The organism is Streptomyces sp. NPDC005435, assembly GCF_040703155.1.
Taxonomy (GTDB): domain Bacteria; phylum Actinomycetota; class Actinomycetes; order Streptomycetales; family Streptomycetaceae; genus Streptomyces.
Map to the genome: position 1 here is coordinate 140333 of NZ_JBEXEQ010000016.1, position 12425 is coordinate 152757.

At 73.1% G+C, this 12425-nt stretch carries 11 protein-coding genes; 3 read left to right on the forward strand and 8 right to left on the reverse strand.

Annotation, left to right across the window (positions count from 1 at the left end):
* Positions 1-37: 37 nt before the first annotated feature.
* The gene (locus AB0898_RS21690) at positions 38-628 is read right to left on the reverse strand and encodes a hydrogenase maturation protease (protein ID WP_366804578.1); all 591 of its coding nucleotides are present in this window, start codon (positions 626-628) and stop codon (positions 38-40) included.
* A complete protein-coding gene (locus AB0898_RS21695; protein ID WP_366804579.1) occupies positions 625-2334 on the reverse strand; it encodes an enoyl-CoA hydratase-related protein in 1710 nt (569 codons plus the stop codon). The genes AB0898_RS21690 and AB0898_RS21695 overlap by 4 nt, the downstream gene beginning before the upstream one ends.
* Before the next feature lie 138 nt (positions 2335-2472).
* On the opposite strand from AB0898_RS21695, the gene AB0898_RS21700 reads away from it, so the two are divergent.
* A complete protein-coding gene (locus AB0898_RS21700; RefSeq protein ID WP_366804580.1) occupies positions 2473-2742 on the forward strand; it encodes a hypothetical protein in 270 nt (89 codons plus the stop codon).
* A gap of 40 nt (positions 2743-2782) precedes the next feature.
* Here AB0898_RS21700 and AB0898_RS21705 read toward each other — a convergent pair whose 3' ends face one another.
* Entirely contained in the window at positions 2783-3163 is a 381-nt protein-coding gene (locus AB0898_RS21705) for a GNAT family protein (RefSeq protein ID WP_366804581.1), read from the reverse strand.
* Positions 3164-3525: 362 nt separating this feature from the next.
* On the opposite strand from AB0898_RS21705, the gene AB0898_RS21710 reads away from it, so the two are divergent.
* A complete protein-coding gene (locus AB0898_RS21710; protein ID WP_407078380.1) occupies positions 3526-4788 on the forward strand; it encodes an AI-2E family transporter in 1263 nt (420 codons plus the stop codon).
* Between the two features lie 63 nt (positions 4789-4851).
* Here AB0898_RS21710 and AB0898_RS21715 read toward each other — a convergent pair whose 3' ends face one another.
* The 3 genes from AB0898_RS21715 to AB0898_RS21725 form a co-directional block, all read right to left on the reverse strand.
* Complete coding sequence (locus AB0898_RS21715; protein WP_366804582.1) at positions 4852-5700, reverse strand: lysozyme; 849 nt, start codon at positions 5698-5700, stop codon at positions 4852-4854.
* Between the two features lie 129 nt (positions 5701-5829).
* Positions 5830-7686 (reverse strand): M1 family aminopeptidase, encoded by a 1857-nt coding sequence (locus AB0898_RS21720; protein ID WP_366804583.1) that lies wholly within the window; start codon positions 7684-7686, stop codon positions 5830-5832.
* Between the two features lie 402 nt (positions 7687-8088).
* Positions 8089-8754 carry a maltokinase N-terminal cap-like domain-containing protein gene (locus AB0898_RS21725; RefSeq protein WP_366804584.1) on the reverse strand — a complete coding sequence of 222 codons (666 nt, stop codon included), beginning with the start codon at positions 8752-8754 and terminating at the stop codon, positions 8089-8091.
* Between the two features lie 189 nt (positions 8755-8943).
* Between AB0898_RS21725 and AB0898_RS21730 the strand changes: the two genes are divergently transcribed.
* Positions 8944-9867, forward strand: a complete 924-nt coding sequence (locus tag AB0898_RS21730; RefSeq protein ID WP_366804585.1) for an SGNH/GDSL hydrolase family protein — start codon at positions 8944-8946, stop codon at positions 9865-9867.
* Positions 9868-9897: 30 nt separating this feature from the next.
* Here the strand turns inward: AB0898_RS21730 and pgm are convergent, their stop codons facing one another.
* On the reverse strand, positions 9898-11538 hold the full coding sequence (gene pgm / locus AB0898_RS21735; RefSeq protein WP_366804586.1) for a phosphoglucomutase (alpha-D-glucose-1,6-bisphosphate-dependent): 1641 nt from the start codon (positions 11536-11538) through the stop codon (positions 9898-9900).
* Between the two features lie 126 nt (positions 11539-11664).
* Complete coding sequence (locus tag AB0898_RS21740) at positions 11665-12405, reverse strand: SAM-dependent methyltransferase (RefSeq protein WP_407078381.1); 741 nt, start codon at positions 12403-12405, stop codon at positions 11665-11667.
* Positions 12406-12425: the final 20 nt, after the last annotated feature.

Below are 12425 nucleotides of genomic sequence, written 5' to 3' on the forward strand. Positions count from 1 at the left end.
AACGGTCGCCGGGCCGTGTCGGGCACGGCCCGGGCTGTCACCGATCTTCGGCGCCGTCGGCCGCGAGGGCGGGCAGCGCAGCCGCGTGCGGGGGCCCGGATTCCATCGGGCGGCCCAACGGGGGCGCGGGTGCGGCCGGGTCGGCCAGCAGGACGGGCACGAGGACGTGCAGGGCGTCGGCGGCCCGTCCGACGGCCTCGCGCACGGGGTCGCTGAGGCCGGGGGCGATGTCCTCGTCGCCGCGCGGCAGCACGGCGGGCTCGCAGGCGAGGACGAGGACGCGGGGCAGGGGTTCGTCGCCGAGGTGGGCGGCGAGGGCGAGCACCTTCTGCGGGTCCATGCCGTGGGCCTCGGGCACGGTGGTGGTGTCCGGGGGGTCGGCCTCGATCAGGGAGAGGGTGCCGGGCGGGTGCCCGCGCTGCGCGGTGTCGACCAGGACGGCGGTCGCGCAGCCGTCGAGCAGGGTGTAGGCGAGGTCCATGCCCCGGATGCCGAAGTCCCGGACGGTGACCCCGGCGGGCAGCGGCCGTTCCTCCAGGGCGCGGATCACCTCGGGGCCGAAGGCGTCGTCGCCGAGGAAGATGTTGCCGACTCCGGCCACGAGGAGCCGTTCGGTGCCCCCGTTCACGACAGCCCCTCGGCGGAGAGCGGCCGTACGGAGGCCGAGGGCTGTTTGCGGACGAAGGCGGAGCGCAGCGCGTGGTAGGGCGCGGTGGGGTCGTCGAAGAGGGCGTGCATCCGGGCGAGTTCGTCGCGCCGGTACTCCGCGAGCGGTCGGCGTTCCTCGTCGGCGCGGCGGGCGGCGGCCTTGGCGGTGATGCGGGCGGCGAGTCCGGGGCTCGCGGCGAGTCCGGTGGCCATGGTCTCGACGGCGGCGGCGAACTCTCCGGCTCCGGTGGGCACGAGCCGGTCCACGAGGCCGAGCCGGGCGGCGTGTTCGGCGCTGACCGGGAGGGCCTCGGTGGTCAGTCGGTGCGCGGTGACCTCGCCGGCGCGGCGGGGCAGGCTGTAGGTCCAGTACTCGGAGCCGTACAGACCCATCCGCCGGTAGTGCGGGTTCAGGACGGCGCCGGTGCGGCACCACACCTCGTCGGCGGCGAGGGCGAGCATCGCGCCCCCGGCGGCCGCGTTCCCGGCGAGCGCGGCGACCACCAGCCGGTCGGTGGTGCGCAGGACGGCCTCCACGAGGTCGTCCATGGCGCCGAGGTTGTCCCGGGACTCCGCGCCGGGGTCGGCGGCGCCCTCGATGACGTTGAGGTGGATGCCGTTGGAGAAGAAGTCGCGGGCGCCGCCGAGGACGAGCACCGGGGCGGGCCGGGCGAGGGCGTACTCGTAGGCGGCGAGCAGGCGGCGGCACTGGTCGGTGCTCATGGCGCCGCCGGGGAAGGTGAAGCCGAGGAAGCCGGTGTCGCCGAGCTGCCGGTAGCGGATGTCGGACCAGGTGCGCCGGTCGGCGGGGAGTTCGAGGGGGACGGTCGACTCGGGGAGCGCGGCCGCGTACGCGGGGTCCCAGGAGGCGAGGACGGTGGCGGCGGGGCGGCGGAAGGGGGCCGGGTCGCCGGTGCTCTTGCGCGGGCGCAGCTCGGGGATCCACACAGCGCCGTCGCGGGTGGCGCGGCAGACGGCGCCGTTGCGCGTGGCGATCAAGTCGCCCGGGCGGCCATGCAGTTGGTCCTCGGGGTGGCCGCCGTGCAGGAAGACCTCGCGGCCGAGGAGTTCGTCGAGGACGCCGGGCTGGGAGTCGGCGCCGCGCAGCTTGCGCAGGACGGTGGCGGTGTCGTCGTGGGTCCAGTCGATACGGCGGCGGTCCTGGCGGAAGTAGTCCCGCCAGACCACGGTGGGCCAGTCGCCGGTCTGCGGGCGGGGCTTGTAGGAGCCCTCGGCGTAGCGGCGCACGGCGAGGCGCACGGCGGCCGCGGCGGCGTCGGCGGTCTCGTTGCGGTAGAGGTCGCTCTTGCCGGTGGCGGGCACGGTGAAGGTCTCGGAGGCCCAGATGGCGCCCGCGTCCATGGCGGCCTCGGCCTGGAGGACGGTCACGCCCCAGTGGGTGGCGTCCTCGGCGATCGCCCAGTCCAGGGAGGAGGGGCCGCGGTCTCCGGGGGGTCCGGGGTGCACGATCAGACAGGTGTGTTCCCGCCACACGTCCTCGGGGAGCGCGCTCTTCAGCATGGGCGCGACGATCAGCTCGGGGCGCGTCTCGCGGACGGCGGCGCGGACCGGTTCGGGGCCGTGGGTGGCGAGGACGACGTCCACGGTGTGACCCTGATCGGACAGTTCCGCGTAGACCCGCTGACAGAGGCTGTTGAACGCGCTGGCGACCAGCAAAATGTCCATGCGACGATATGTTCGTCCATTTTCCCGATGCCGTGAAGAACCGGTTCGGCGTTTCCCTCGCCTCCGCCGAACGCGGTCCGAATTGGCCGGAAAACATGTGGAAAACTCATTCGAGAATCACCCTGTTGTCCTAATCCGGTGGCTTGCCCGCGCCTTCCGGTCGAGCAGTCGGCAGCACTGGCCATCCCGTACACCGAGAGGAAGAAGGTCACCACGCACTCGCTGCGGGCGGGACCGAACACCGACACGGTCGGGGCCGGCGTGCCGCTGTCCGAGCGGAACCGGCGCGGCCGACGGGCGCCCGGCTCGACCACGGCGGACACGGCGTACGACCGGCCTCACCGCGCGGGCAAGGAAGACCCGATGGCCGAGGTGCCCATTGGCGGCCACACGCCGCCCGAAGAGTAAGCGAGTTCCTGTCCGGTCGCCGCTTCGGTGGCCGGGCAGACTACCCCTCCTGGGACGCCCACTCGTGGTCGAGGATCGCGTGCACCACGGAGTCGCGCCACTTCCCCCCCTTCAGCACGTGCTCGCGGATGACGCCCTCCTCGACCATGCCGGCGGCCGCCATGGTCCGGGCCGACGGCACGTTGAGCGGTGACCGGGCTCCCCAGATACGGTGCAGCCCCAAGTGGTCGAACCCGAAGCGCAGGAGTAGCCGGCCGGTCTCAAGTCCGTACCCCGTTCCCCACCAATCAGGGTGCAGCGCGAAGCCGACAGTGGCGGCGCGCTGTTGGTGCGGATCGAGGGCCAGGCGGCCGAACCCGCACAGTCGGCCGGCCTCCCGGTCGATGACGGCGACCCCGTACTCCGAGCGGGGCGTCGACATCATCGATGGTCAGTTCGCGTATCTCTACACGGGCACTGAGGCAGTGGACCGGGCGCATGGCCCGGGACCTTACCCCGGGGGGAGCGCCGGACGGCCGGCAGGGAATACCTCGATCTCCGCGCGCAGACCCCGCGCCACCACGGCGGAACGCACCGGACCGCGCTGCGCGACCGAGGACCCGGCGGGCGGGCCGCTCGCGCGGGTGCGTATCCCGCTCGGGCTGTACGGGAACCGGCTGCCGGCGCGGGAGTAGCCGGGCGCCGCACCGACGCACCGGGACGCGTCACGCGCACCCTTTCACCCGGTTTGCCCTTACCTTTCTCTAGATGTGACCGTGGGCACGGAGGCGAGGCGGGCGCGTGGTGGGCGGTGCGGGGTGGTGGTGGCGACGGCACGGCAGGTCCGGTCACCCGGCGCCCGACACGGCTCCCGGCGGCAGGCCCGCCGCCCCCACCGTGCGGCTGCCCTCCCACTCCCGCACCGCGCCGAAGATCTCGGCGGCCGAGCTGACGGTGCCGTGGCTGCGGATCGCCGCCGCCTACGCCTGGCGGCTCATCCTGGTCGGTATCGCGGTCTACGGGATCTTCGGCGTCCTGGGCCGCTTCCAGCTCATCGCGGTGGCACTGTTCCTCGCGCTGGTCATCACCTCGGTGCTGCGCCCGGCCGCGGATCTGCTGGACCGCTGGATGCCGCGCCCGCTGGCCGTCGCGCTCGCCATGGTGGGCAGCCTCTGTCTGCTGCTGGGGCTGCTGGCGCTCGTGGGCAACGCGGTGGCGGGCGAGTCGGCGCGGCTGGGCGACGAGTTCCGGGGCGGGGTGCACCGCATCGAGGACTGGCTGCGGCGTCCGCCGTTCCGGCTGAGCCAGGACCGGCTGAACGCGCTCCAGGGGGAGGTGACGCGGTATCTGTCCACGCACCGGGCGGCCCTGCTGAGCAGTGCGGTGGCCGGGCTCGGGCGGGTGGTGGAGGTGGTCACGGGCGGGGCGCTCGCGCTGTTCGCCTCCGCCTTCTTCATCCACTCCGGGGACCGGCTGTGGGAGTGGGTGCGCGACCGGCTGCTGCCGCGCGGGGCGCGCACGGTGTGGGACCGCGCGGGCCGGGCGGCGTGGGGGACGTTCGCCGGGTACACGCGCGGCATCATCATCGTGGCCGGCACCAACGCCGTCCTCGTCGGCATCGCGCTGTTCGCGCTGCGGGTGCCGCTCGCGCTGCCGCTGACGCTCCTGGAGTTCTTCGCCGCGTTCGTGCCGCTGGTGGGCTCGCCGGTGGCGCTCGGCGTGGCGACGGTGGTCGCCCTGGCGACCCGGGGTCCGCTCACGGCGATCGCGGTACTGGTGCTCATCGTCGTCATCGGCCAGCTGGAGGGCCATGTGCTGCATCCGCTGGTGATGAGCTGGGCGGTGCGGCTGCATCCGCTGGTCGTGGCCGTGTCGGTCATCGCGGGCAGCATCGTGGCGGGGGTCATCGGCGCGGTCGTGGCGGTGCCGTTCGTCTCGGTCGTCTGGGCGGTGCTGAGCACCCTGCGCGGACCGCCCGCCACGAAGCCGCCCCGGACGCCCGGGACACCGGGAAGACCCGCGACACCGGGGAGACCCGGGACACCGGGAACGCCCGGAACGCCCTGACCGGCCGGGACGCGCGGCGTCCGGCCGGTCGGCGGGGAGGCGGGGAGAAGGGGTGAGGCGCGGTCAGCCGGTCGCGAAGGAGCGCAGCTTGGTGGTCGAACCGTTGAACTTGTCGTGGTCGCCGACCGTCGGCCCGGTCGAGGTGTACTGCCACATGGTGTACGCCGACCAGCCGGCCGGGAGGGTGCCCGCGGAGGAGGCGTAGCGGGCGATCCACAGGGGGTTGGCACCGAAGCCGGAGTAGTTGCCGGTGCACTCGGTCCACCAGGCGGTGGCGGTGTAGACGACGGCGGCGCGGCCGGTGCGGGCCTTGTAGCGGTTCAGGAAGTCACGGACCCAGCTGACCATGCCGCTCTTGGACTTGCCGTAGCAGGAGGCCCCGTAGGGGTTCCACTCGATGTCGAGCACGCCGGGCAGCGTCCGGCCGTCGGCCGACCAGCCGCCGCCGTGGTCGACGAAGTAGTCCGCCTGGGCGGCGCCGCTCGTGGTGTCGGGGGTCGCGAAGTGGTACGAGCCCCGGATCATGCCCGCCTTGTAGGGGCCGTTGTACTGCTGGGTGAAGTAGGGGTTCTTGTAGTACGTCCCCTCCGTCGCCTTGGTGTAGGCCCAGCGGGTGCCCGCGTTCCACAGGGTGTTCCAGGCGACGTTGCCCTGGTGGCTGGAGACGTCCACGCCCTCGGTGTGGGTCGCCCGGGGGGCCAGGGCACGGTCGTCGGACCACGCGGTGCCCCGTTCGTGGGCGCGGACGCCCACGCCCATGTAGGCGCTGCCGCGCGGAAGGATGCGCCACCCGGAGTCGGACACGGCGGCGGGGGGCGACAGGAAGAGGAGGAGGCCGGAGAGGACGCCGGTGAGGCACAGGCGTGAGCTGCGGCCACGGAGGAGGTGTATGTCGCTTCGCACGAGATCCATCTGACCCGGCATCGGGGCGGGGCGCACGCCGGGTTGGGCCGGGCGAAGGGGTGGCCGGTGCGGGGTTGGGCCATGTGGGTGGCCCGGCGGGTGCCCGGCCGGGGGCGGTGTCCGGCCGGGCGGAGCGGGTCAGCCGTCGATGCGGTGCTGGGTCCAGAAGGAGGTCAGGTCGGTGCTCGTGGCGGCCTGGGCGGCGGCCTTGAACTCGGCGGTGGTGGAGACGCCGTACCAGTGGGCGGTGGCGTAGTCCTTGAGCAGCTGGGTCATGGCGGTGTCGCCGATGAGGCGGCGCAGGTCGTGCAGGGCGCACTTGCCGTAGCCGTAGACGACGGTGGAGTAGCGCGAGGAGTGGGCGTCCCAGTAGGCCATCGAGTTGGTGATCTTCTCGGCGCTGGAGGCCCAGGAGACGCTGCTCCAGCAGCCGGAGCCGGTCTTGCCCTGGGCGAGGTCGGTGGCGTAGTCGGTGAAGGACTCGTCCAGCCAGGGGCTGGTGTACTCGTCGTCGCCGACGATGCCGTACCACCACTGGTGGCCGATCTCGTGGGTGAGCGCGGTGGTGGAGACCAGGTCGAGGACGAAGCCGGGGTACTCCATGCCGCCGAACCAGAAGTTGTTGTCGATGACGGCGTCGAGCTCGCCGTAGGGGTACGCCCCGAAGCGGCCCGCGTGGGCGTCGACGGCGCTCTTGGCGGTGCTCAGCATCGACTGGGCGCTGGAGGAGCTGATTCCGGAGACGGAGTAGACGTTCACCGGGACGCCGCCGGGCGAGGTGCCGGAGATCTTGCTGAACGGCCCGGCCGCCCACGCGAAGTCGCGGACCTTGGAGGCGGTGGCCGTGGTGACGGTACGGCCGCTCGTGCCGGGGGTGTCGGTGGAGGTGCCGGTGGCGGGGACCAGCAGGGAGCTGGGGTGGTCGAGGGTGACCTTGAAGTCGGCGGCGAGCGAGTAGAAGGACTCGCCGTTGTTGGTGTACGGGTCCAGGTGCCAGCCGGAGCCGTCGCGTACCGCGAGGACGGGCAGCGCGTTGCCGATGAAGCTGAAGGCGCCGTCGTGGCCGAACCGGTCGGCGCCGTCGGGCACGGTGATGCCGAGGTCGAAGCCGATGGTGGCGGACTGGCCCTTGGCGAGCGGCTGCGGGAGCGTGATCTTCAGCGCGGTGCAGGCCACGGAGAGGTCGCCCGCGGTGCCGCCGGTGACGTTGCTGACCTTGACGGGCGGGGCGGAGCAGGTGCCGTGGTAGTTGTCCCACAGCCGGAGGTAGACCTCGCCGAGCGCGTCGGCCGAGGCGTTGGTGAAGGTCGCGCTCTCGTGGCCGGTCCAGGCGGTGCCCGTGCTGTCGCTGCTGAGGCTGACGGTGTAGTCGGGGGCGGCCGGGGTGCGGACGGTGTCGCCGGCGGGCGGGGTCGTGGTGTCGGCGGTGTCGAGCGCGATGTCGTCGAGGACGAAGCTGGTCTTGAGGCTGGAGTCCTCGGTGCCGGTGAAGGCGAGGTCCACGGTGCGGCCCGCGTACGAGGACACGTCGACCGTCTTGCGGACGTAGCCGGTGGCGTGGTCGAGGTTGGAGTAGCTCGCGAGGGTGGTGCCGCCCAGCTTCACCGTCAGTTTGTCGTAGGCGGTGGAGGAGGTGGTCTCGGCGGTGTCGATGTGCAGATAGAAGCTGAGTGTGGCGCTGCCGCAGCCGCTCGGGACGGTGACGCTCTGGGTGAGCGTGTCGGTGCGGGTGGCACCGGTGCCGCCGAGCCAGGCGTAGGCCGAACCGCCGTGTGCGCTCTGGCCGGTGCGGCTGGTGATCAGGCTGCCGGAGGACTGGGTCCAGGGGGAGGTGCCGCTCTCGAAGCCGCCGTTGGCGACGACTTGAGCCGGGGCGCAGTCGGCGGCGGCGCCGGCCTCGGCGGGCCGGGCGGCGGCGGAGCCCGCGGGCAGGGAGAAGGCGAGCAGGGCGGCGAGGGCGAGCCCGCCGAGCGCCTTGTGGGGGGTGGGTCTCAACACGCTACTCCTTTGCGAAGGCCGGGGGTTCGGCCTGCCGATGACCGAGTCCGGCCGGAGTGCGCCGGCGCGGCCGTGGGGTGGGGCTGCGCGATGGCCGTGCGGGGTGCGCCCTCGGTGAGGAGGGTGCGGCCGGGGCAAGCGTGACAGATCTGACCTGTCCATGCCAGAGGCGCCCGTGCGCTTCCCCGGTCGCCGGTGCGCGCCGTGCGGTCAACGGGTGCGCGGCGCTGTGGGCAGGGCGGGAGGCGGTGCCGTGGACTGCGCCGGAGGCAGTGCCATAGGCCGCGCGGGAGCCGGTGCTGTAGGCCGCGCCGGTGCCGGTGCCGTGGACCGCGCCGGAGGCGGCCTCACGAAGCCGGCGTGGTGCGCGACGTCACGAACCCGGCGTGGTGCGCGACGTCACGAACCCGGCGCGCCGTGCAGCGTCATGAAGACCGCGCGCCGCCGGGTTCCGTCCGGGCCCGGCCAGCCGGTCGTCACATGGCCCACCGCGCCGCCGGGACGGGAGGGTGGGTTCTCCGGGACCGGGCGCAGCACGCGGTGGACGCGCAGGGTCGCGCCGCCCGGCACGGGCACACTCGTTCCGTCGCCGTCCTCGGCGGGCACCGGGGTGAAGGGGGTGCGCGGGAGGGGCGCGCCGGTGCGGGAGCGGGTGACCTCGTGGTCGGGGGTGTCGGTGATGCTCTGCGCCATGGCTTGGGCATCGCCCGCGATCAGCGCCAGCAACTCGCCGACCAGCACCGGGTCGTGGCAGCCGTCGTAGACCCAGCGCTTGCCGAGGACGCCGTGCTCGGTGGTGCCGACGAGGGCGTGCTCGGCGCCGGGGAGCGGGGCGCCGCGATAGGTGAGCGGGACCAGGTAGGCGACCGGCTCGGGGCCCGCGGAGTCGGTGGCCACCATGAACTCGATGCCGACCTCGCCCTCGGGGTCGTCGAGGCGGAAACCGCCGGTCCGCTCCAACTGGGGCTCCCCCAAGCCGCCTTGGTACCAGGAGCGGGCGGGCAGCCAGGACGTCAGGAGTTCGACCTTGGTCGGCTTCAGGGTGGTGCGGTGGATGACGGCCATGCGGGTGCTGCTCCTCCTCGGCCCGTGCGGACTTCCGCAGTGTTCCACAGGGCTCTCCGCCGCCCCGGGAGGTGAAGGGCGGCCAACCACCCTGTGCGGAAAGTGTGTTCACGTGTCTGGCCCCCCGGACCTACCCGGCGGTATACAGACCCGGTCGCAAGTGATGGTCTGTCAGTTCGGGAGGACTCCATGGCGAACCGTGTGCGCGGACAGGGCACTTCACGCAGGCCGCTCGGTCTGCTGGGGGCGGTGCTGGGGGGCTGTGCCCTGGTCGCCGGGTCGGTGGTGCCGGCGGCCGCGCATCCCGGGCACGGAACGCATCCCGGGCACGGGCCGGTCCGTTACGCGGCGCTCGGGGACTCCTACACCTCCGGGCCGCTCATCCCCCGTCAGGTGGACGCCAATTGTGCGCGGTCCGACCAGAACTACCCCTCGCTGGTGGCGGAGCGGAGGCGGGTGGCGGACTTCGACGACGTGAGCTGTTCGGGGGCCACGACGGCGGAGATGTGGCAGGCACAGGGAACCAATCCGCCTCAACTCGACGCGGTCACACGGGACACGGACCTCGTCACCGTGCAGATCGGCGGGAACGACGTCGGCTTCGGCTCGATCATCTCCACCTGCGCGAAACTCGGCGCGCAGGAGCCGGACGGCAATCCCTGCGAGCGGTCCTACCGCGCCGCCGGTTACGACGAGTTGGCGGTGACCGTGGCGCGTACGGCGCCGAAGATCGACCGGGTGCTGCGGGCCGTCCACGCACGGGCGCCGCACGCGCGGGTCCTGCTCGTCGGGTATCCGGATCTGCTGCCCGACGACGGCACCGGCTGTTTCCCCGCCGTGCCGTTCGCGAGCGGTGACTTCCGTTATCTGCGGGACACCGAGAAGCGGCTGAACCTGATGCTGCGGCTGGTCGCGGCCTGGAACCGGGTCGAGTACGTCGACACCTACGGTCCCACCGTCGGCCACGACATGTGCAAGGCGCCCGAGGACCGCTGGATCGAGCCGCTCAGGCCGGCCGCGCCCGCCGCCCCGGCGCACCCCAACGCGCGCGGCGAGGCGGCGATGGCGCAGGCCGTCCTGGCGGCGGCCGGACGGGGACACGGCAGGCGCTGAACGCCCAACCGTGCCCCCGTCAAAGGGAGTTCAGTCGCCGAGCGCCGCCAGCACCACCGCCTGCGCCTCCTCCTGCACCCGCGCCAGATGGTCGGGGCCGAGGAAGGACTCGGCGTACACCTTGTACACGTCCTCGGTGCCGGACGGCCGCGCCGCGAACCAGGCGTTCTCCGTGGTGACCTTGATGCCGCCGATCGGGGCGCCGTTGCCCGGCGCCTCGGTGAGGACGGCGGTGACCGGCTCGCCCGCGAGGGTGTCGGCGGTGACCTGGGCCGGGGAGAGCTTGGCCAGCAGCGCCTTCTGCTCCCGGGTGGCGGGGGCGTCGATGCGGGCGTAGGCGGGCTCCCCGAACCGCTCGGTGAGGTTCGCGTAGTGCGCGGAGGGGGTGCGGCCGGTGACGGCGGTGATCTCGGAGGCGAGCAGCGCGAGCAGGATGCCGTCCTTGTCGGTGGTCCACACCGAGCCGTCGCGGCGCAGGAAGGACGCGCCCGCCGACTCCTCGCCGCCGAAGCCGAGGTCACCGCTGAGCAGCCCGTCCACGAACCACTTGAAGCCGACCGGGACTTCGACCAGACGGCGGCCGAGGTCTCCGGCCACCCGGTCGATCATCGAGGAGGAGACGAGGGTCTTGCCGATCCCGGTCGCCTGCGGCCACTGGTCGCGGTGGCGGTAGAGGTAGCCGATGGCGACCGCGAGGTAGTGGTTGGGGTTCATCAGACCGGCGTCCGGGGTGACGATGCCGTGCCGGTCGGCGTCGGCGTCGTTGCCCGTGGCCAGCGCGAAGCGGTCGCGCTGCTCGATGAGCGAGGCCATCGCGTACGGCGAGGAGCAGTCCATGCGGATCTTGCCGTCCCAGTCCAGCGTCATGAACCGCCAGGTGGGGTCGGTGTGCGGGTTGACCACGGTGAGGTCGATGCCGTGCTCGTCGGCGATCCGCCCCCAGTAGCCGACGGAGGCCCCGCCGAGCGGGTCGGCGCCGATGCGCAGCCCGGCGTCCCGGACCGCGTCCAAGTTCAGCACGCTGGGCAGGTCGCGGACGTAGGCGCCGAGGAAGTCGTACCGTCCGGTGGTGTCGGCGGCGAGCGCGTGGGCGTACGGGATACGGCGTACGTCCTTCAGGCCGCCCGCGATGATCTGGTTGGCGCGGTCCTGGATCCACGAGGTGGCGTCCGAGCCCGCCGGACCGCCGTTCGGCGGGTTGTACTTGAAGCCGCCGTCGGCGGGCGGGTTGTGCGAGGGCGTGACGACCACGCCGTCCGCGAGGCCCGTCGTGCGGTCCCGGTTGTGGGTGAGGATCGCGAGGGAGACGGCGGGGGTGGGCGTGTAGCCGTCCTCGCTGTCGATCAGGACGGTGACACCGTTGGCGGCGAACACCTCCAGGGCGGTGACCTTGGCGGGCTCGGAGAGGGCGTGCGTGTCGGCGCCGAGGAACAGCGGCCCGTCGATGCCCCGCTCGGCGCGGTACTCGCAGATGGCCTGGCTGGTGGCGGCGATGTGGTCCTCGTTGAAGGCCGTCGCCAGGGACGAGCCCCGGTGGCCCGAGGTCCCGAACGCGACCCGCTGGCCCGGGTCCGCCGGGTCCGGGTGCAGCGCGTAGTACGCGGTGACCAGCCGGGCCACGTCGACAAGGTCCTCGGGACCGGCGAGAGCACCGGCTCGCTCGTGCGGCATGAGTCCGCTCCTCCGCATAGGGGTGTTCGACGGGGTGATCGAACGCTCTGAGCCCATCTTTCCTCGTCGTGGGCCCGCCATGCGTGTACGCGCCGGACCGGGCGCCGCCCGGCGCGTACACGCCCGTCACGGCTTGCGGCCGACCGCCGCGTACAGCGGCAGGCTCGCCCCCTGCCGCTGTCCGGCAACGTCGGGGCGCCAGTCGCTCACGAACGCGATGCCAGGGTCCAGCAGTTCCAGTCCGGCGAGGAACTCCGCGAACTCCGCCCGGGAGCGCACGGCCACCGGGGTGCCGCCGCGCCGGTACACGTCGGCGACCGCGTTCCAGGTGTCCGGGTCGGTGTCGGCGGTGGCGTGGGAGAGGACCAGGCAGCTGCCCGCAGGGAGCGGGTCCAGCAGCTCGCGGACCAGGCCGAGCGCGCCGTACTCGTCGGGGACCAGGTGGAGGAGGGCGACCATGGAGAGCGCCACCGGCCCGTCGAAGTCGAGGATCTCCCGGGCGGCCTCGATGATCTTCCCGGGCTCGCGGACGTCCGCCTGGAGGTAGGCGGTACGGCCCTCGGGCGCGCTGGTCAGCAGGGCCTGGGCGTGGCGCAGCACGATCGGGTCGTTGTCGACGTAGACGACCTTGGACTCGGGTCCGACCGCCTGGACGACCTGGTGGAGGTTGGGGTCGGTCGGGATGCCGGTGCCGATGTCGAGGAACTGCCGTATCCCCAGCCCGGCGAGGGCGCGCGCGGCCCGCACCATGAACTGCCGGTTGGCCCGCGCCAGTTCGGGCACCTGCGGGAACAGCGCCTGGACCTGCTCGGCGGCCGCCCAGTCCACCGGGTAGTTGTCCTTGCCGCCGAGGTACCAGTCGTACATCCGGGCGGCGTGCGGCTTGC